The 19,851-nt window shown below is 69.4% G+C and carries 16 protein-coding genes; 6 read left to right on the top strand and 10 right to left on the bottom strand.

Annotated features, from left to right (window positions below; translation table 11 throughout):
- Positions 1-194: 194 nt before the first annotated feature.
- From tkt to pgl, 6 genes are read left to right on the top strand one after another with little or no spacing between them, the layout of a single operon-like run.
- Entirely contained in the window at positions 195-2,273 is a 2,079-nt protein-coding gene (gene tkt, locus J0P97_RS03385; RefSeq protein ID WP_215486362.1) for a transketolase, read from the top strand.
- On the top strand, positions 2,270-3,394 hold the full coding sequence (gene tal, locus J0P97_RS03380) for a transaldolase (protein ID WP_215486361.1): 1,125 nt from the start codon (positions 2,270-2,272) through the stop codon (positions 3,392-3,394). The genes tkt and tal overlap by 4 nt, the downstream gene beginning before the upstream one ends.
- Positions 3,391-5,019 (top strand): glucose-6-phosphate isomerase, encoded by a 1,629-nt coding sequence (locus J0P97_RS03375; protein ID WP_215486360.1) that lies wholly within the window; start codon positions 3,391-3,393, stop codon positions 5,017-5,019. The genes tal and J0P97_RS03375 overlap by 4 nt, the downstream gene beginning before the upstream one ends.
- A 12-nt stretch (positions 5,020-5,031) precedes the next feature.
- On the top strand, positions 5,032-6,582 hold the full coding sequence (gene zwf / locus J0P97_RS03370) for a glucose-6-phosphate dehydrogenase (RefSeq protein ID WP_215486359.1): 1,551 nt from the start codon (positions 5,032-5,034) through the stop codon (positions 6,580-6,582).
- Positions 6,579-7,550, top strand: coding sequence for a glucose-6-phosphate dehydrogenase assembly protein OpcA (locus J0P97_RS03365; RefSeq protein WP_215486358.1), 972 nt, complete (start codon positions 6,579-6,581; stop codon positions 7,548-7,550). Before zwf ends, J0P97_RS03365 begins: the two co-directional genes overlap by 4 nt.
- An 8-nt stretch (positions 7,551-7,558) precedes the next feature.
- Positions 7,559-8,338, top strand: a complete 780-nt coding sequence (gene pgl / locus J0P97_RS03360) for a 6-phosphogluconolactonase (RefSeq protein ID WP_215486357.1) — start codon at positions 7,559-7,561, stop codon at positions 8,336-8,338.
- Positions 8,339-8,365: 27 nt separating this feature from the next.
- On the opposite strand, the gene J0P97_RS03355 is transcribed toward pgl, so the two are convergent.
- The 10 genes from J0P97_RS03355 to uvrA all read right to left on the bottom strand — a co-directional run bounded on the left by J0P97_RS03355 (position 8,366) and on the right by uvrA (position 19,820).
- Positions 8,366-8,722, bottom strand: coding sequence for an RNA polymerase-binding protein RbpA (locus tag J0P97_RS03355; RefSeq protein WP_215486356.1), 357 nt, complete (start codon positions 8,720-8,722; stop codon positions 8,366-8,368).
- Complete coding sequence (secG, locus tag J0P97_RS03350) at positions 8,722-8,970, bottom strand: preprotein translocase subunit SecG (RefSeq protein WP_215486355.1); 249 nt, start codon at positions 8,968-8,970, stop codon at positions 8,722-8,724. The genes J0P97_RS03355 and secG overlap by 1 nt, the downstream gene beginning before the upstream one ends.
- 127 nt (positions 8,971-9,097) lie before the next feature.
- On the bottom strand, positions 9,098-9,880 hold the full coding sequence (gene tpiA, locus J0P97_RS03345) for a triose-phosphate isomerase (protein ID WP_246539628.1): 783 nt from the start codon (positions 9,878-9,880) through the stop codon (positions 9,098-9,100).
- Positions 9,880-11,097 (bottom strand): phosphoglycerate kinase, encoded by a 1,218-nt coding sequence (locus tag J0P97_RS03340; RefSeq protein WP_215486353.1) that lies wholly within the window; start codon positions 11,095-11,097, stop codon positions 9,880-9,882. Before J0P97_RS03340 ends, tpiA begins: the two co-directional genes overlap by 1 nt.
- 9 nt (positions 11,098-11,106) lie before the next feature.
- Complete coding sequence (gene gap, locus J0P97_RS03335; protein ID WP_215486352.1) at positions 11,107-12,117, bottom strand: type I glyceraldehyde-3-phosphate dehydrogenase; 1,011 nt, start codon at positions 12,115-12,117, stop codon at positions 11,107-11,109.
- A gap of 138 nt (positions 12,118-12,255) precedes the next feature.
- Complete coding sequence (locus J0P97_RS03330) at positions 12,256-12,882, bottom strand: superoxide dismutase (RefSeq protein ID WP_215486351.1); 627 nt, start codon at positions 12,880-12,882, stop codon at positions 12,256-12,258.
- Positions 12,883-13,003: 121 nt separating this feature from the next.
- Positions 13,004-13,981: a DNA-binding protein WhiA gene (gene whiA / locus J0P97_RS03325; RefSeq protein ID WP_215486350.1), complete on the bottom strand. Its 978-nt coding sequence runs from the start codon at positions 13,979-13,981 to the stop codon at positions 13,004-13,006.
- 41 nt (positions 13,982-14,022) lie between these two features.
- Complete coding sequence (gene rapZ, locus J0P97_RS03320; protein WP_215486349.1) at positions 14,023-14,898, bottom strand: RNase adapter RapZ; 876 nt, start codon at positions 14,896-14,898, stop codon at positions 14,023-14,025.
- A 103-nt stretch (positions 14,899-15,001) separates the two neighbouring features.
- On the bottom strand, positions 15,002-16,921 hold the full coding sequence (gene uvrC / locus J0P97_RS03315) for an excinuclease ABC subunit UvrC (protein WP_215486348.1): 1,920 nt from the start codon (positions 16,919-16,921) through the stop codon (positions 15,002-15,004).
- 1 nt (position 16,922) lies between these two features.
- Positions 16,923-19,820 carry an excinuclease ABC subunit UvrA gene (gene uvrA / locus J0P97_RS03310; RefSeq protein ID WP_215486347.1) on the bottom strand — a complete coding sequence of 966 codons (2,898 nt, stop codon included), beginning with the start codon at positions 19,818-19,820 and terminating at the stop codon, positions 16,923-16,925.
- Positions 19,821-19,851: the final 31 nt, after the last annotated feature.

Below are 19,851 nucleotides of genomic sequence, written 5' to 3'. Positions count from 1 at the left end.
CACTCTGCTGAACTACGTACACTCAGTTGTATTGACGGCGTCCTCCGGACCCGACGCGCAGTTGCGTCACATGGCCTGGCCGGCACGCGCAGTCGGTAAGCTGAAACCACAAGCGCCGCCGAGCGCCGGATCCCAGCGGCGCCGCCGCCGGGCATCGCCTCGGCCGCACTCCCTCACTCTCGAAAGGGCGGTCCGTGTCCGAATTGCGTTGGGATGAAATCGATCGGCGTGCGGTGGACACCGCCCGAGTTCTCGCGGCGGATGCCGTGGAGAAGGTGGGCAACGGTCACCCTGGAACGGCCATGAGCCTCGCGCCCGCGGCATACCTGCTGTATCAGCGGGTCCTGCGGCACGACCCCGCCGACACCCACTGGCTGGGCCGCGACCGCTTCATCCTCTCCGCGGGGCATTCTTCGCTCACCCAGTACGTGCAGCTGTACCTCGGCGGTTTCGGTCTGGAACTCACCGATCTCGAGGCGCTCCGGACCTGGGGGTCGCTGACCCCGGGCCACCCGGAGTACGGCCACACGAAGGGTGTGGAGATCACGACGGGCCCGCTCGGCCAGGGCCTGTCCTCCGCCGTCGGCTTCGCCTACGCCGCTCGCTACGAGCGGGGCCTCTTCGACCCCGAGGCGGCCGCCGGCACCTCTCCCTTCGACCACTTCGTCTATGTGATCGCCGGTGACGGCGACCTCCAGGAGGGTGTCACCAGCGAGGCGTCGAGCCTCGCCGGCCACCAGGAGCTCGGCAACCTCATCGCGATCTACGACTCCAACCAGATCTCGATCGAGGACGACACGAACGTCGCCTTCACCGAGGACGTCGCCAAGCGCTACGAGGCCTACGGCTGGCAGGTGCAGACGGTCGACTGGAAGAAGACCGGCCAGTACGTCGAGGACGTCGCCGAGCTCTACGCCGCGATCGAGGCGGCTCAGGGAGAGACCGCCAAGCCGTCCCTCATCATCCTGAAGACGATCATCGGCTGGCCGAGCCCCGGCAAGCAGAACTCCGGCAAGATCCACGGCTCCGCCCTCGGCGCCGACGAGCTCGCCGCCACCAAGAAGGTCCTCGGATTCGACCCGGAGAAGACCTTCGACGTGGCGGACGACGTCATCGCGCACACGCGCGAGCTCGGTGAGCGGGCCGAGCAGGAGCGCGCCGCCTGGCAGGAGGCCTTCGACGCCTGGGCGTCGGCCAACCCCGAGCGCAAGGCGCTCCTCGACCGGCTCGAGTCCGGGCAGCTCCCCGAGGATCTCTCGGTGCCCTCGTTCGCAGCGGGCAAGGATGTCTCCACCCGCGCCGCCTCCGGACAGGTCATCAACGCGCTCGCCGCGCAGCTCCCCGAGCTCTGGGGCGGATCCGCCGATCTCGCCGAGTCGAACCTGACGACCATCAAGGAGGCCAAGAGCTTCATCCCCGCCGAATGGTCGACCCACGAATGGTCGGGTGACCCGTACGGGCGTGTGCTGCACTTCGGCATCCGCGAGCACGCCATGGGCGCGATCGTCAACGGCATCAAGCTCCACGGCCCGACCCGCCCCTTCGGCGGCACGTTCCTGATCTTCAGCGACTACATGCGGCCGCCGGTGCGCCTGGCCGCGCTGATGGACATCCCGTCGATCTTCGTGTGGACGCACGACTCCGTCGCCCTCGGCGAGGACGGCCCGACGCACCAGCCCGTCGAGCAGCTGTCGACCCTGCGCCTCATCCCGAACTTCACGGTGGTGCGCCCCGCGGACGCGAACGAGACCTCCGCCGCCTGGCTCGAGATCGTTCGCCGCACCTCGGGAGGCCCCGTGGGCATCGCCCTCACCCGCCAGAACATCCCGGTGTTCCCCCGCGGCGAGGACGGCTTCGCGACGACGGACGGGGTCGCCAAGGGCGCCTACGTGCTCGTCGACGCGGACGGCGGCGCGCCCGATGTCGTGCTCATCGCCACCGGCTCCGAGGTCCAGCTCGCCGTCCAGGCGCGCGAGACGCTCGCGGCGGAGGGCATCCGCGCCCGCGTCGTGTCGGCCCCGTCGCTCGAATGGTTCGCCGAGCAGGATGACGCGTACCGCGAGAGCGTCCTCCCGGCCGCAGTGAAGGCCCGCGTGTCGGTCGAAGCCGGATCGACGCCGCTGTGGCGCAGCGTGGTCGGCGACACCGGCCGCACGGTCGGCATCGACCACTTCGGCGCCTCCGCCGACTACAAGACCCTGTTCGAGAAGTTCGGCATCACCGCCGACCACGTCGTGGAAGCGGCGCGCGCAACCGTCAAGGAGAACTCATGAGCACGCCCACGCAGGAGCTGGCCGCCGCCGGCGTCAGCATCTGGCTCGACGACCTGAGCCGGGGGCGCATCGACTCCGGCAACCTCGCGCAGCTCATCCAGACCCGCGACATCTCGGGTGTGACGACGAACCCGTCGATCTTCCAGGCCGCGATCGGCAACACGGAGGACGACTCGTACGACGCTCCCCTCGCGGCGCTCGCCGCGCGCGGCGTGTCCGCCGACGAGGCGATCTTCGAGATCACGACGACCGACGTCCGGGATGCCGCCGACATCTTCCGCCCCGTCTATGACGCCACGGGCGGCGTGGACGGCCGGGTCTCGATCGAGGTCTCCCCCGACCTCGCTCATGACACCGACGGGACCATCGCCGAGGCGCAGCAGCTGTGGGCGAAGGTCGACCGCCCCAACGCCCTCATCAAGATCCCTGCGACGAAGGCGGGCCTGCCCGCCATCACGGCGACGATCGCCGCGGGCATCTCGGTCAACGTGACGCTGATCTTCTCCCTCGAGCGCTACGACGCGGTCATCGACGCGTACCTCTCCGGCCTCGAGCAGGCGAAGGAGAACGGGCACGACCTCTCCGGCATCCACTCGGTGGCATCGTTCTTCGTCTCTCGCGTGGACACCGAGGTCGACAAGCGCCTGAACGCCATCGGCACGGACGCTGCCGCCGCCCTCCGCTCGAAGGCGGGCCTGGCGAACGCCCGTCTGGCCTACGAGCTGTTCGAGAAGCGCTTCGGCGAGGACCGCGCGCGCCAGCTGACCGCCGCCGGCGCGAACGTGCAGCGTCCGCTGTGGGCGTCCACCGGCGTCAAGGACCCGGCACTCCCCGACACCCTCTACGTCACCGAGCTCGTCGCCCCCGGCACGGTCAACACCATGCCGGAGAAGACCCTCCAGGCGACCTTCGACCACGGCGTCATCACCGGCGACACCATCACCGGTCAGTACGCCGACGCGCACCGCGTGTTCGACGAGCTCGCCTCCGTGGGCGTGGACGTCGCCGATGTCACCCAGCTGCTCGAGGACGAGGGTGTCGAGAAGTTCATCGCGTCCTGGCAGGACCTGAAGTCGACCGTCTCCGCCGCCCTCGCCGCCGCTCCGGAGAACGCGCGGTGAGCTTCGAGATCCACGTCTCGGGGCGCGTGAAGGAGGTCGTCGAGGCGACCCTGCCCACCCTCGTCGACTCGCTCATCGCGAGCGGGATCACGGCCGGCGATGCCGACCTGTGGGGGCCGGATGCCGCAGACGAGGCCGCGCGCCGGCTCGGCTGGGTCGACGCGGTCACCGTCTCTCGTCCGCTGGTCCCCGAGATCGAGGCGCTTCGCGCCGATCTGGTCGAGCGCGGTCTGACCCGGATCGTTCTCGCCGGCATGGGCGGATCGTCGCTCGCGCCCGAGGTGATCGCGGCCACCGCCGGGGTTCCGCTGGTCGTCCTCGATGCCACGGCGCCCGGCCAGGTGCTCGCAGCGATCGACGGCGACAGCGAGAGCGGCGGCCTGGCTGAGACGGTCTTGGTCGTCTCCTCCAAGTCGGGGTCGACCGTGGAGACCGATTCCGCACGCCGCGCCTTCGAAGCTGCCTGGCGCGACCTCGGCATCGACCCGGCGGAGCGGATCGTCGTGGTGACCGACCCGGGCTCGCCGCTCGAGGCGTCAGCCCGCGAGGCCGGCTACCGCGTCTTCACCGCGGACCCCACCGTCGGCGGCCGATACTCGGCGCTGACCGCGTTCGGGCTCGTGCCGTCCGGGCTCGCCGGCGTCGACCTCACCGAACTGCTCGACGAGGCCGAGGCGACACTGCTCGAGGTCGCGATCGATGACCCGCGGAACCCCGCGCTGGTCCTGGCGGCCGCGATCGCCGGCAGCACGGCGGAGATCCCGCGCCGCGACAAGCTCGGCCTCGTCTCCGACGGCACCCACATCGTGGGCCTCCCCGACTGGATCGAACAGCTGATCGCGGAGTCGACCGGCAAGCAGGGCACCGGCATCCTGCCTGTCGTCCTGCTGCCCGTCTCCCCCGAAGTCGATCAGACCCCGGCGGATCTGCAGATCCTCCGTCTCGTCGACGACGCCGTCCACTTCCGCATCCTCGAGCAGTACCCCGACGAGATCCTCATCAGCGGGTCGCTCGGTGCGCAGTTCGTCGTCTGGGAATACGCGACAGCGATCGCGGGACGCATCCTCGGGATCGACCCGTTCGATCAGCCCGACGTCGAGTCGGCCAAGACGGCCACGCGCGGCCTCCTGGAGGCACGGCCGGAGGTGGGCTCCCCCGCCTTCGTCGACGGCGACGTCGAGGTGCGCGTCTCCGACGACGCTCTCGCCGCCTCCGGCACGCTCGCGGGCGTCCTCGACGCGCTCTGGGCGCGTCTCGGACCGGACGGCTATGTCGCGATCCAGGCGTATGTGGACCGCGTCGCCGTTCCGCAGCTCCAGGGTCTGCGCGAGCTGGTCGCGGCGGACAGCGGCCGCCCCACGACCTTCGGGTGGGGTCCGCGGTTCCTGCACTCGACCGGCCAGTACCACAAGGGCGGCCCGGCGCAGGGCGTCTTCCTCCAGATCCTCGGATCGGGTGAGGTCGACCTTGAGATCCCCGGGCGTCCGTTCACCTTCGGTCAGCTCATCAGCGCACAGGCGGCCGGTGACGCCTCCGTGCTCGTCGCGCACGACCGCCCCGTCGTGACCCTCACCCTGACCGATCCCCAGACCGACGTGCTCGCGCTGTTCGAAGCAGCGCAGTAGGAGTCCCCTTCGATGACCGTGGAGATGTCGCGGGGGCACAACCCCCTGCGCGACCCCGATGACCGCCGCCTGAACCGCATCGCGGGGCCGAGCGCCCTCGTGATCTTCGGCGTGACGGGAGACCTGTCGCGCAAGAAGCTCATGCCCGCCGTGTACGACCTCGCCAATCGCGGGCTCCTGCCGCCGGGCTTCGCCCTCGTCGGGTTCGCCCGGCGCGACTGGGAGGATCAGGACTTCGCCAACGTCGTCCACGACGCCGTCCGCCAGTACGCGCGGACCCCGTTCCGCGAGGAGACGTGGAAGCAGCTCCTGCAAGGGATCCGCTTCGTCTCGGGCGAGTTCGGCGACCCCGACGCCTTCCGACGTCTTCGCGAGACCGTCGAGAAGCTCGACGTCGAGCGCGGGACGATGGGGAACCACGCGTTCTACCTCTCGATCCCCCCGCGGGACTTCCCGATCGTCGCGAAGCAGCTGAAGGAGTCGGGGCTCGTCGACGACAAGTCGAACAATCCCGACGCCTGGCGTCGCGTGGTCATCGAGAAGCCGTTCGGATCGGACCTGCAGACCGCGCGTGAGCTCAATGCCGCGCTCGAGGTCGCATTCCCGGCCGACTCGATCTTCCGGATCGACCACTATCTCGGCAAGGAGACGGTCCAGAACATCCTCGCCCTGCGCTTCGCCAATGAGCTGTACGAGCCGATCTGGAACGCCAACTACGTCGACCACGTGCAGATCACGATGGCCGAGGACATCGGCGTCGGCGGACGTGCCGGGTACTACGACGGCATCGGCGCGGCGCGCGACGTCATCCAGAACCACCTGCTGCAGCTGCTCGCTCTCACCGCCATGGAGGAGCCGATCTCGATGTCGGCCACCGACCTGCGCGCCGAGAAGGAGAAGGTCCTCGCCGCGGTGCGCCTGCCCGCAGACCTCGCGACGGCGACCGCCCGCGGGCAGTACGGGGGCGGCTGGCAGGGCGGCGAAGAGGTGACGGCCTTCCTCGAGGAGGACGGCATGAATCCCCGTTCGACGACGGAGACGTACGCCGCCGTCAAGCTGGAGATCGCCACCCGCCGCTGGGCCGGGGTCCCGTTCTACCTGCGCACCGGCAAGCGCCTGGGCCGCCGCGTCACCGAGATCGCCGTCGTGTTCAAGCGCGCGCCGCAGCTGCTCTTCCAGCGCAACCAGACGCTCGAGCTCGGCCAGAACGCTCTCGTGATCCGGGTGCAGCCGGACGAGGGCGTCACGATCCGATTCGGCTCGAAGGTTCCCGGCGCCGGCAACGAGGTCCGCGACGTCACGATGGACTTCGGCTACGGCCACGCGTTCACCGAATCGAGCCCCGAGGCGTACGAGCGCCTCATCCTCGACGTGCTGCTCGGCGACCCGCCGCTGTTCCCGCGGCACGAGGAGGTCGAGTTGTCCTGGAAGATCCTCGACCCGGTCGAGGAATACTGGGCGAACGAGGGCGGGCCCCTCGAGCAGTACTCCCCGGGATCCTGGGGACCCCCGTCCGCCGATGAGCTCCTGGCCCGTGACGGCCGCGTCTGGAGGCGCCCGTGATCGTCGATCTGCCCGACACCACCGTCTCGAAGATCGCCCGCTCCCTGGTGAGCGTGCGGGAGGAGGGCGGCGCGGTCGCCCTGGGGCGTGTGCTGACCCTCGTCATCGTGACGACCCACGGTCTGCAGGAGGAGGCCATCGAGGCCGCGAACGACGCGTCGCGCGAGCATCCGATGCGCGTCATCGTGCTGATCACCAGCGCCGAAGGCGACGCGAAGCTCGACGCGCAGATCCGCGTGGGCGGCGACGCCGGCGCGAGCGAGGTCGTCGTCCTCCGCGCGCATGGCGCCGCGGCCGCGAACCAGGAGGGGCTCATCACCGGCCTCCTGCTGCCCGACGCGCCCGTGGTGGCCTGGTGGCCGGACTACCCGCCGGAGGTGCCGTCGTCCTCCGACGTCGGTCGGATGGCGCAGCGACGCATCACGGATGCCTCGACGAAGCCGTTCGCGAAGGACCGGCTCTCGCAGCTCGGGCGGACCTACGCCCCCGGAGACACGGACCTTGCCTGGACGCGCCTGACGCACTGGCGCGAGCAGCTCGCCGCCGTGCTCGACCAGCCGCCGTACGAGCCGGTGACGGCCGCCGAGGTGATCGGCGCGGGCAGTTCCCCCTCGACGGGGCTCCTCGCCGCGTGGCTGCGACTGAAGCTCGAGGTCCCCGTCGTGTGGCGCTACGCCGACCCCGACGAGTGGGATCACGGCATCCAGTCGGTGCGTCTCGTGCGTCCCTCCGGAGACATCCTCCTCGAGCGCAGCAACGACATCGACGCGACGCTCACGCAGCCCGGACAGCCCTCGCACGACATCGTCCTGCCGCGCCGGACGCTGCGGGAATGCCTCGCCGAGGAGCTCCGACGCCTCGATCCCGACCTCCTGTATGGTCGAGTCATCACGGACGGCTGGGCCCTCATCGGACCTCCCGAGCACCTCGGGCGCGATGCACAGCCAGACGTACGTCCCGAGGCATAGGAGCTCCGATGGCGCAGTTGTGGACCGAGAAGCGGGTGGTCATCAGCGGTGACGCCGATGTCCTGGCATCCGATGTCGCGGAGCGGCTGCTCGTCCGGCTGATCCGACGGTCCACCGCCGGCAAGACCTCGCATCTGGTCCTCACGGGTGGCGCGATCGGGACCGAGGTCCTCCGCGCCGCCGGCGAGCACCCGCGCCGGTCCGAGGTGGACTGGTCCACCGTGCACCTGTGGTGGGGCGACGAGCGCTTCCTTCCGGCGGGGCACGAGGAGCGCAATGACGTCGGAGCGCGTCGTGCGCTGATCGACCACATCGACATCCCGGCGGCGAACGTGCACTCGATGGCGACGACGGACGACGCCGCCGACATGGACGAGGCGGCGATGCAGTATGCGGCCGAGCTCGCGCGCTTCGGAGACGATGATCGCGCGTGGCCGGCGTTCTACCTGTGCTTCCTCGGCGTCGGGCCGGATGGGCACATCGCCTCGCTCTTCCCCGATCGGGCCGAGATCCAGGTCACCGACCGCTCGGTCGTCGCCGTCCACGACGCTCCCAAGCCGCCCGCCGATCGGCTCAGCCTGACGCGCCCCGTGCTGAATTCGGCACGCTGCGTCTGGCTGGTGCTCTCCGGCGTCGACAAGGCCTCCGCGCTGGGGCTGGCGCTCGCCGGCGCGAGCTACGAGACGGTGCCGGCAGCCGGCGCGAAGGGACGTCGGCGGACCCTGTTCTTCGTCGATCGGGATGCCGCGACGAACGTCCCGCCGGAGCTCATCGACCAGGAGTTCTGAGCCGCCGCGATTCGGCGGCTTCCGGCGTCAGGCCTGGCCGCGGCGTTCGCGCAGCTGATGCAGCGCATCGTCGAGGAGGGCATCGGCCTCTTCCTCGGTGCGGCGTTCCTTGACGTACGCCAGGTGCGTCTTGTAGGGCTCGGTCTTCGCGAGTGCCGGAGGGTTCTCCTTGTCGCGCCCGGCCGGAAGGCCCGAGTGCGGCGAGTCGATGACCTCGGGGATCTCCTCGTCCGCGATGCCGGCGGCGAAGTACCGCACGGTCTCATTGCCGAGGGCATCCCAGTACGAGACGGCGACCCGATCGGCGTGGTGACCGTGGTCCTGCTCACCCATGGGGCCGGCACCGACTCGGGTGCCGCGGATCGCGTTTCCTCCGGTAGCCATCAGATCCCCTGGAATTTCGTGATGAGTCCCAGCGCGACGATGGCGACGAACCAGACGAGCGCGAGGACGACGGTGAAGCGGTTCAGGTTGCGTTCGGCGAGGCCCGAGGAGCCCATCGCAGAGCTCATGCCGCCGCCGAACATGTCGGACAGGCCACCTCCACGTCCTTTGTGCAGCAGGATCAGGAGAGTCAGCAGGAGGCTGGTGATGCCCAGCAGGACCTGCAGCACGAACTCGAGGATGTCCACAGTCGAAGATGCCTTTCGCGGCGCCACCTCAGGGCGCACAAGGGTCGAGTATACCGGTCCGCGCGACGGGGGCCCCTCGACAAGCCCGGGGACCGGCTGGTCCCCAGGGCCTGCCGAGGGTCGAGGGTCAGACCCCGACGTGCTTCTGGTAGCGGATGATCGCGGCGAACTCGTCCGCGACGAGGCTCGCCCCGCCGACGAGGGCCCCGTCGACGTCGGGTTCGCGCATGAAGCTCGCGATGTTGCCGGACTTCACGGATCCGCCGTAGAGGATCCGGGTGCGGGCGGCCGCATCGGCACCGAGCTTGTCGGCGACGACCTGGCGGAGAGCCCCGCAGACCTCCTGAGCCTGCTCGGGCGAGGCGACCTGGCCCGTCCCGATCGCCCAGACCGGCTCGTACGCGACGACGACGTCGGCATCGGCCGGCACGCCTTCCAGCGCGACCTCCAGCTGCCCCACCGACACGGCGGTCGGACCGGACTCCTCGCGCTGCTCGAGCGTCTCCCCCACGCAGATGACCGGCACGAGGCCATGGCGCAGCGCGGCCTGGACCTTCGCGGCGACGACCTCGTCCGTCTCGTGGTGGTAGTCGCGTCGCTCGGAGTGCCCGATGATGACGTAGCCGCACGCGAGCTTCGAGAGGAACGCTCCCGAGATCTCTCCCGTGTACGCACCCGAATCGTGCGTCGACAGGTCCTGCGCGCCGAGGGCGAACGGGATCTTGTCGGCGTCGATGAGCGTCTGCACGGTGCGGATGTCGGTGAAGGGCGGGAACACCGCGACCTCGACCGTGTCGTTCTCGTGGCCGGCGTCCTTCAGCGTCCAGTGCAGCTTCTGGATGAATGCGACCGCCTGCAGGTGGTCGAGGTTCATCTTCCAGTTTCCGGCGATGAGCGGTGTGCGCGCCATCAGCTCTCCCATCCGAGGATCTCCAGGCCCGGGAGCTTCTTGCCCTCGAGGAATTCCAGGCTCGCGCCGCCGCCGGTCGAGATGTGACCGAACTGGTCGTCGGCGAAGCCGAGTTGACGCACGGCCGCGGCGGAGTCGCCGCCGCCGACGACCGACAGGCCGTCGACCTCGGTGAGCGCCTGTGCGACGGTCTTCGTGCCCGCGGCGAAAGCGGCCATCTCGAACACGCCCATCGGGCCGTTCCAGAACACCGTCTTCGAGCTGCGGATCGCGTCGGCGAAGATCCTCGCCGTCTCCGGCCCGATGTCCAGGCCCATCCCGTCGGCACCGAAGGGGGTCTCCTCCAGCGCGTCGGCAGCAGCGACCACGTGGTCGGCATCCGCCGCGAACCCGGATGCCATGACCGCGTCCACCGGCAGGATCAGCTCGACGCCGCGTTCGGCGGCTGTCGCCATGTACCCCTTGACCGTGTCGATCTGGTCGGCCTCGAGCAGGCTCTTGCCCACCTTCAACCCCTGTGCCGCGAGGAAGGTGAAGAGCATGCCGCCGCCGACGAGGATCTTGTCCGCGCGCGGAAGAAGGTGCTCGATCACGCCGAGCTTGTCGCTGACCTTCGAGCCGCCGAGGACGACCGCGTACGGGCGCTCGGGATTCTCCGTGAGGCGGTCGAGGACATCGACCTCCTTCTCGATGAGGAAGCCCGCGGCCGAGGGCAGGAGCTCGGCGAGCTCGTACACGGAGGCCTGCTTGCGATGCACGACGCCGAAGCCGTCGGACACGAGCACGTCGCCGAGAGCGGCGAGCTGCTCCGCGAACGCGGCGCGCTCACCGGCATCCTTCGCCGTCTCGCCCGGGTTGAACCGGAGGTTCTCGATCACGGCGACGTCCCCGTCCTCGAGGGCGGCGGCGGCGCCCTGAGCGGACTCGCCGACCGTGTCCTTGGCGAAGGCGACGGGCTTGCCGAGGAGCTCGGACAGTCGCTGCGCGACCGGCTCGAGGCTGTACTTCGCGTCAGGTGCGCCGTCGGGGCGCCCCAGGTGCGAGCACGCGATGACGCGTGCGCCCTGGTTGATCAGGTGGTTGAGGGTGGGAAGAGCCGCCCGGATACGGCCATCGTCCGTGATGACGCCCTCTTTCAGAGGGACGTTGAAGTCAACACGGACGATGACACGCTTACCGGCCAGCGAACCCAGGGAATCGAGGGTGCGCAGAGCCATGGGGAAACCTCAGAGCTTTTCGGCGACGAGCTCGGCGAGGTCGACGAGGCGGTTGGAGTAGCCCCACTCGTTGTCGTACCAGGCCGACACCTTCACGAGGTTGCCGGAGACGTTCGTCTGACCGGCGTCGAAGATCGACGAGTGCGGGTCGTGGACGATGTCGGTCGAGACGATCGCGTCGGTGTTGTACTTCAGGTAGCCGACGAGCTCACCCTCCGACGCCGCCTTCTCGTACGCGGCGTTGATCGTCTCGACGGTCAGACCCTCGGTGGGGGTGATGATCGTCAGGTCGACGATCGAGCCCGTGGGGATCGGCACGCGGTAGGACGAGCCGCTCAGCTTGCCGTTGAGCTCGGGCAGCACGAGGCCGATGGCCTTCGCGGCACCGGTCGAGGCGGGGACGATGTTCAGAGCGGCGGCGCGTGCGCGGTGCAGGTCACTGTGCGGGCCGTCCTGCAGGTTCTGGTCGGCCGTGTAGGCGTGCGCCGTCATCATGAAGCCGCGCTCGATGCCGAACGCGTCGTTGAAGACCTTGGCCAGGGGCGCGAGGCAGTTGGTGGTGCACGACGCGTTCGAGATGATGTTCATCGTCGCCGAGTCGTACGACTCGTCGTTCACGCCGACGACGAACGTGCCGTCGACATCGGTGCCGGGAGCCGAGATGATGACCTTCTTCGCGCCGCCCGCGAGGTGCTTGCCGGCATCCGCGCCCTTGGTGAAGCGGCCGGTCGACTCGATGACGATGTCGACGCCGAGGTCACCCCACGGGAGGTTGGCGGGATCGCGCTCTTCGAAGACCTTGATGGACTTGCCGTTGACGGTGATGGAGTCGGCGTCGTACGAGACGTCCGCGTTCAGGCGCCCGCCGACGGAGTCGTACTTGAGGAGGTGCGCGAGGGTCTTGTTGTCGGTGAGGTCGTTCACCGCCACGATGTCGAGGTCCGCACCCTGCTCCAGAGCTGCGCGGAGGAAGTTACGTCCGATACGGCCGAAGCCGTTGATTCCGATCTTGACAGACACGTTGTCTCCCGGTTCTTGTCACGTCGGCGACGCCTGATCCGGCGCACCTGATCGCGATCCGTTGGAATGAGAAGAGGATGCCGGGTCTCCCCGTCGCCGGGTAGGACCCGGCATCCTCACCTGGTCACGACCCTACTACTAGAGCAGGCCCGCCGTCTTCTCGCGCGCCGTCGAAAAGCGCTGCGCGACGTTGCCCCAATTGGCGATGTTCCAGACGGCCTTGACGTAGTCGGCCTTGACGTTGAGGTAGTCGAGGTAGAAGGCGTGCTCCCACATGTCGAGCTGGAAGATCGGGACCGTTCCCTGGGCCGTGTTCGACTGCTGGTCGAACAGCTGCTGGATGATCAGCTGCTCGCCGATCGGGTCCCAGCTGAGCACCGCCCACCCGGAGCCCTGGATGCCGGTCGCCGCTGCGGTGAAGTGGGCCTGGAACTTGTCGAACCCGCCGAAGAACTCGTCGATCGCCGAGGCCAGCTCGCCCTCGGGCGCTCCGCCGCCGCCGTCGTTCGCGGGGGCCAGGTTCGTCCAGAAGATGGAGTGGTTGACGTGGCCGCCGAGGTTGAACGCCAGATCCTTCTCGAGCTTGTTCACGTTGGCCAGGTTGCCCGACTCGCGCGCTTCGGCCAGCTGCTCGAGCGCGGTGTTCGCGCCCGTCACGTACGCCTGGTGGTGCTTGTCGTGGTGCAGCTCCATGATCTTGCCGCTGATGTGCGGCTCGAGGGCCGAGAAGTCGTACGGGAGGTCGGGGAGTGTGTACTTCGCCATGTTCTCTTCTTCCTGTTCGCGCCGCGCACCGGGCGCGGCGAGGGGACGAGTCTCATCCTATTGACGTGCAACGCGCGCGTCAGGGGGTTGTTCCCGCCTGCGTCGGCATGCGACGGGCGACTCAGTCCTCGAAGCCCTCGGGGACGGCGGATTCGGTGCCGGGGATGCCGTCGGTGGTCGCCTTCTTGTCGGCCATGGCGAGCAGTCGGCGGATGCGGCCCGCGACGGCGTCCTTCGTCAGCGGCGGGTCCGCATGGTGGCCGAGCTCGTCCAGGCTTGCGTCACGGTGCGCGAGGCGCAGCTCCCCCGCCTCCTTGAGGTGGTCGGGGACCTCGTCGCCGAGGATCTCCAGGGCGCGCTCGACGCGGGCGCAGGCGGCGACCGCTGCCTGCGCGGACCGACGCAGGTTGGCGTCGTCGAAGTTGACGAGTCTGTTGACGCCGGCGCGCACCTCTCGTCGCTGACGCATCTCCTCCCACGCGGAGGCCGTCCGGACGGCGCCCATCTCCGACAGCGCCACCCGGATCGCGTCACCGTCGCGCACGACGACGCGCGGGATGCCGCGGACCTCGCGCGCCTTCGCGGCGATGCCCAGCCGGTGCGCCGCACCGACGAGAGCCATCGCCGCCTCACCGGAGGGGCACGCGATCTCGAGGGCCGCCGAGCGCCCCGGGTCGGAGAGCGACCCCGCCGCCAGGAACGCACCGCGCCAGATGGCGGCGAGGTCGGGTCGGGCGCCGGTCGTGAGCTTGTTCGGGAGCCCGCGCACAGGCCGGCGGCGCTGGTCGAGGAGCCCGGTCTGCCGCGCGAGGGTCTCGCCGCCCTCGATCACCCGGACGGCGAACGTGCCTCCCGTGCGGCCGCCGGATGCCTGGACGCGGTGCAGCTCGGGGCGGACGCCGTACAGCTCCATGATGTCGCGCGCGACGCGCCGCGCGAGGAGGTCGGATTCCAGCTCGGCCTCGACCGCGACGCGACCGGCGATCTGGTGCAGGCCGCCGGAGAAGCGCAGGATCGCGGTCAATTCCGCCACGCGAGCCGTGGGTCGAGGGTCCCTGACCCCGGCCAGCTCGGTCTTCACGTCGGCGGTTGGTGACACGGCTATCCTTCGATGTTTCGGTGCGGGGACAAAGGACCAGCCTACTCGCGTCCGAGGTCGCGGTGCTTCACTCGCACCGCGACACCGGGCACCTCCGCCAGGCGTCCGGCCAGTTCGATCGCAGTCACGACCGACCGGTGCTTTCCGCCGGTGCAGCCGACCGCGACCACCGAGTGACGCTTGTTCTCCCGCTGATACCCCTCGAGCACGGGGTGCAGTGCGGCGGCGTAGGCATCGATGAATTCGCGCGCTCCCGTCTGCGCGAGCACGAACTCGCGCACCGGCTCCTCCTCGCCGGTCATGCCCTTGAGTTCGGGGATCCAGAACGGGTTCGGCAGGAATCGCATGTCGGCGACGAGATCGACATCGGTGGGCAGCCCGTACTTGAAGCCGAAGCTCATCACCGTGACGGTGTGCCGCGCCTCCCCCTCCTCGCTGAACATGTCGACGACGCGAGTGGCGAGCTGATGGATGTTGAGCGTGCTGGTGTCGATGAGGACGTCGGCGCTCTCGCGGATGACGGCCAGCCGCTCGCGCTCGCGGCGGATGCCGTCGAGGATCGTCCCATCCCCTTGCAGCGGATGCGGCCGCCGCACCGACTCGAAGCGGCGGACGAGCACCTCATCGGAGGCATCCAGGAAGAGCACGCGCGCGTCGCGGGCCGTGCGCAGGGCGCTCGCCACGGCGGGCAGCTCGCGGAAGAGATCGCGTCCGCGGACGTCGACGACGGCGGCGATCTTCGGCAGCGCGCCGCCCGCGAGCTGCGACAGGTCGACGAGCGGACGCAGCATCTGGGGCGGAAGGTTGTCCACGACGTACCAGTCGAGGTCTTCGAGCGCGTTGGCCGCCGTCGTCCGACCTGCGCCGGACATGCCGGTGACGATCAGGATCTGGCCGGCGGGCTCGGCGTCTGCCACGTGTCCTCCCAGGGGTCTCCCCCAGCCTATCGACTCGTCCGCCCGCCTGTTCGGGCCGGGGCGCCCGACCCGCGGCGTCCGACCTGAGGCTTCCCGCCGCTGCTCAGCGTCGAGCGAGACGCTGCTCGATCGCGGCCGCCAGCTTGGGGCCGATGCCGGGAAGCCCCGTGATCTCCTCGGCGCTCGCGCGACTGAGCGCCGCGACCGAGCCGAAGTGCTTCAGCAGCGCCTTGATCCGCGCATCGCCGAGGCCGGGCACCTCGGACAGCACGGTCGAGATGTCGCGCTTACGGCGCGTGCGCTGGTGCGTGATCGCGAATCGGTGCGCCTCATCGCGCAGGCGCTGCAGCAGGTACAGCGCTTCGGAGGTGCGCGGCAGGATGACGGGGTACTCCTCCCCCGGCAGCCAGATCTCCTCGAGCCGCTTCGCAATGCCGCACAGGGCGATCTCGGTATGACCGGCATCCTCCAGCGCCCGCGCGGCCGCGGCGACCTGCGGAGCGCCGCCGTCGACGACGAGGAGCTGGGGACGGTAGGCGAAGCGGGGCCGCTTGCGCTCCATCACGACCGGGGCGTCGGCCGCGATCTCCTGTACCGCATGCTCGGCAGCAGCCTCCGCCTCCGCCGCCGCCTCATCGCGGTCCACATGGGCGAGTCTGCGGGTCAGCACCTGGTACAGCGAGTCCGTGTCATCGGTCGTCTCGGGAACGCCGAACGAGCGGTACTGGTCCTTGCGCGGCAGCCCGTCCTCGAAGACGACCATCGAGGCGACGACATTCGTCCCGGACAGGTGGGAGACGTCGTAGCACTCGATCCGCAGCGGCGCCTCGTCCATCCCCAGCGCCAGCTGGAGGTCGGTCAGGGCCTTCGTCCGCGCCGTGTAGTCCGAGGTGCGTCGGGTCTTGTGGAGCATGAGCGCCTGCTGGGCGTTGAGCGTCGCGGTGCGCAGGAGGTCGGCCTTGCGGCCGCGCTGGGCGACCTGGAGGGTGACGCGCTTGCCGCGCCGCTCCTGCAGCCACTCCTCGAGATCGGCGGCATCGTCGGGGAGGGTGGGGACGAGCACCTGGCGCGGGATCTCCCCGGGGCTGGCGGCGCCGTACGTGCGCTGCAGGACCTGATCCACGAGGTCCGCCCCGGAGATGTCGAGCTCCTTGTCGATCGTCGTCGCGCGGACACCGCGGACACGCCCCCCGCGCACGACGAAGTGCTGAACCGCCGCGGAGAGCTCGTCCTCGGCGATCCCGAAGAGGTCGGCGTCGGTGTCGTCGGCGAGGACGAGCGCGCTGCGGCTGAGGACGGCGTCGATCGCGTGCAGACGGTCGCGGTAGAGGGCGGCGGACTCGTAGTCCCTCGCCGCGGATGCCTCGCGCATGCGCGCCGTGAGCTCGCGCGTGAAGCGCGCGTCGCCGCCCGCCATGAACGCGACGAAGTCGTCGACGATCGCGCGATGCTCCTCGACGGTGACCTTCATCGAGCAGGGGCCCCCGCACCGGCCGATCTGGCCGGGGAAGCAGGGGCGACCGCTCGCCATCGCCTTCTTGTAGGAGGCGTCCGAGCAGGTACGGATCGGGAAGACCTTGATCATCAGGTCGATCGTGTCGTGCACCGCCCAGATCTTGGGATACGGCCCGAAGTAGCGCGCACCGGGGATCCTGCGGTTCCGTGTCACGATGACGCGTGGCGCCTCGTCGGCCAGGGTGATCGCCATGTAGGGGTAGGACTTGTCGTCCTTGTACCGCACGTTGAACGGCGGCGAGAACTCCTGGATCCACATGTACTCGAGCTGCAACGACTCGACGTCGCTGCCGACGACGGTCCACTCGACGCTCGTCGCCGTCGTCACCATCCGCCGGGTGCGCTCGTGCAGGGTGTGGAGGGGGGCGAAGTAGTTCGACAGCCGCGCGCGCAGGTTCTTCGCCTTGCCGACGTAGAGCACGCGCCCCGCGTCGTCGCGGAAGCGGTACACGCCCGGCTGCGTGGGGATCTCCCCCGGCTTCGGCTTGTACGGGAGGGCGTTCGCCATCTCAGCCCGCCTTGCGCCCTTCGACGAGCTCGGCGGCCGACGCACCGAGCACCTCCGCCAGGAAGGCACCCGTGTGGCTGCCCTCCACCCGGGCGACCTTCTCGGGGGTGCCCGTCGCGACGATCTCTCCGCCGCCCGCGCCGCCCTCCGGTCCGAGGTCGATGACCCAGTCGGCCGACTTGATGACGTCGAGGTTGTGCTCGATGACGATGACCGTGTTCCCCTTGTCGACGAGTCCGCCGAGCACCTCGAGGAGGCGCGCGACGTCCTCGAAGTGCAGGCCCGTCGTCGGCTCGTCGAGGACGTAGACGCTGCGCCCGTTGGAGCGGCGCTGCAGTTCGGTGGCGAGCTTCACACGCTGCGCCTCGCCGCCGGAGAGCGTCGTCGCGGACTGGCCGAGCCGGACGTAGCCGAGGCCGACGTCGACGAGCGTCTTCAGGTAACGGTGGATCGCCTGGATCGGCTCGAAGAACTCCGCCGCCTCGGAGATCGGCATCTCGAGGACCTCCGCGATGTTCTTGCCCTTGTAGTGGACGCTCAGGGTGTCGCGGTTGTAGCGCTTGCCGTGGCACACCTCGCAGTCGACGTACACGTCGGGGAGGAAGTTCATCTCGATCTTGATCGTGCCGTCGCCCGAGCAGGCCTCGCAGCGGCCGCCCTTGACGTTGAAGCTGAACCGGCCCGGCTGGTAGCCGCGCACCTTGGCCTCGCTCGTCTCGCTGAAGAGGGAGCGGATGCGGTCGAACACGCCGGTGTAGGTGGCGGGGTTCGACCGGGGGGTCCGGCCGATCGGCGCCTGGTCGACGTGCACGACCTTGTCGAGGTTGTCGAGGCCGGTGACCCGGGTGTGCTTGCCGGCGACGCGGCGTGCGCCATTGAGCTTCGTGGCGAGGACTTCGTACAGGATGCCGTTGACGAGCGAGGACTTGCCCGAACCGCTCACCCCGGTGACGGCCGTGAGCACACCCAGGGGGAACTCCGCGGTCACGTTCTTGAGGTTGTTCTCTCTCGCGCCGACCACCGTGAGCATGCGCTTCTTGTCGATCTTGCGCCTCTTGCGCGGCGTCTCGATCATCCGGCGACCGCTGAGGTAGGCGCCCGTGAGCGATCGATCCTCGGTCAGCAGGGACGACAGCGGACCGGAGTGGACGACCTCGCCTCCGTGCACGCCCGCGCGGGGGCCGATGTCGACGATCCAGTCGGCGGCGTGCACCGTCTCCTCGTCGTGCTCGACGACGATGAGGGTGTTCCCCAAGTCTTTCAGGTGCACGAGCGTCTCGATGAGGCGTCGGTTGTCCCGCTGGTGGAGCCCGATCGAGGGCTCGTCCAGGACGTAGAGGACGCCCGTGAGGCCCGACCCGATCTGGGTCGCGAGTCTGATGCGCTGCGCCTCGCCGCCGGAGAGCGATCCGGCCGCGCGACCGAGGCTCAGGTAGTTCAGCCCGACCTGGAGGAGGAAGTCGAGCCGCGCGCGGATCTCCCGCAGCACCGCGGCGGCGATCTTCGCCTCGCGATCGGTCAGCTCGAGCTCGGCGAAGTAGGCCTGCGCATCGGCGAGGCTCATCCGCGAGGCATCCGCGATCGACCGTCCGTGCACGAGCACGGCCAGCACCTCGGGCTTGAGCCGGTCGCCGTGGCACACCGGGCAGGGCACCTCGCGCAGGTACTCCGACCAGCGCTGGCGCTGCGTGTCGGTCTCGGCCTGCGTGTACTGGCGCTCGATGTAGGGAACGACGCCCTCGAAGCCCGAGGAGTAGCGCATCTCGCGGCCATAGCGGTTCTTCCACTTGACCGTGACCTTGTAGTTCTCCCCGCGGAGCACGGCGTCCTGCACCTGCTCGGGCAGATCACGCCACGGCGCGTCGAGGGAGAAGTCGAGGTCGTCCGCGAGACCGATGAGCAGGCGTTCGTAGTACTGGTAGAGACCCTTGCCCTGAGTCGTCCAGGGGATGATGACGCCCTCGTTGATCGAGAGCTCGTCGTCGCCCAGCATGAGCTCGACGTCCACGGACATCCGCGTGCCGAGCCCCGAGCAGGCCGGGCAGGCGCCGAAGGGGGCGTTGAAGGAGAACGTGCGGGGCTCGATCTCCGTCAGCTGCAGGGGGTGGCCGTTGGGGCACGCGAGCTTCTCGCTGAAGCTCTGCCAGGCATCGTCGCCCTCCTCGTCCACGTAGTTGACCTGCATGATCCCGCCGGCGAGGCCGAGCGCCGTCTCGACGGAGTCGGTGACCCGACCGAGGGTGTCGGGGGCGGCGACCAGGCGGTCGACGACGACCGCGATGTCGTGCTTGTAGCTCTTCTTGAGTGTCGGCGGCTCGGACAGCTGGATGAGGTCGCCGTCGACGACCGCGCGCGCATAGCCCTTCGCGGACAGCTCCTTGAAGAGGTCGACGAACTCCCCCTTCTTCTGCGAGACGACGGGGGCGACGATCTGGTACCGCGTGCGATCGGGCAGCTCCATGAGCTGGTCGGCGATCTGCTGCACGGTCTGACGCTGGATGCGCGCTCCGCACTCCGGACAGTGCGGGACGCCGATGCGCGCCCACAGCAGACGCATGTAGTCGTGGATCTCGGTGATGGTGCCGACCGTCGAGCGCGGGTTGCGGTTCGTCGACTTCTGATCGATCGAGACGGCGGGGCTGAGGCCCTCGATGAAGTCGACGTCGGGGCGGTCGACCTGCCCGAGGAACTGGCGTGCGTAGGCGCTCAGCGACTCGACGTAGCGCCGCTGCCCCTCCGCGAAGATCGTGTCGAAGGCGAGGGACGACTTCCCCGAGCCGGAGAGGCCCGTGAACACCACCAGCGAGTCGCGCGGGATGTCCAGATCCACATTCTTGAGGTTGTGGACGCGGGCTCCACGGACGCTGAGTTTCGAGGCTGCGACGGGGACGATAGGCACCGGTCAAGTCTAGGCGGGGCCTCCGACACGG

Origin of the sequence: Microbacterium flavum, from assembly GCF_018717645.1 — a bacterium.
Taxonomy (GTDB): Bacteria; Actinomycetota; Actinomycetes; order Actinomycetales; family Microbacteriaceae; genus Microbacterium; species Microbacterium flavum.
This window is presented reverse-complemented; position numbering and strand designations above follow the sequence as displayed.

Excerpts from the sequence above, each read along its gene's own strand:
- tal (WP_215486361.1), top strand. The coding sequence starts at position 2,270 with ATGAGCACGCCCACGCAGGAGCTGGCCGCCGCCGGCGTCAGCATCTGG.
- zwf (WP_215486359.1), top strand. The coding sequence starts at position 5,032 with ATGACCGTGGAGATGTCGCGGGGGCACAACCCCCTGCGCGACCCCGAT.
- pgl (WP_215486357.1), top strand. The coding sequence starts at position 7,559 with ATGGCGCAGTTGTGGACCGAGAAGCGGGTGGTCATCAGCGGTGACGCC.
- J0P97_RS03355 (WP_215486356.1), bottom strand. The coding sequence starts at position 8,722 with ATGGCTACCGGAGGAAACGCGATCCGCGGCACCCGAGTCGGTGCCGGC.
- tpiA (WP_246539628.1), bottom strand. The coding sequence starts at position 9,880 with ATGGCGCGCACACCGCTCATCGCCGGAAACTGGAAGATGAACCTCGAC.
- J0P97_RS03340 (WP_215486353.1), bottom strand. The coding sequence starts at position 11,097 with ATGGCTCTGCGCACCCTCGATTCCCTGGGTTCGCTGGCCGGTAAGCGT.
- J0P97_RS03330 (WP_215486351.1), bottom strand. The coding sequence starts at position 12,882 with ATGGCGAAGTACACACTCCCCGACCTCCCGTACGACTTCTCGGCCCTC.
- uvrC (WP_215486348.1), bottom strand. The coding sequence starts at position 16,921 with ATGGCGAACGCCCTCCCGTACAAGCCGAAGCCGGGGGAGATCCCCACG.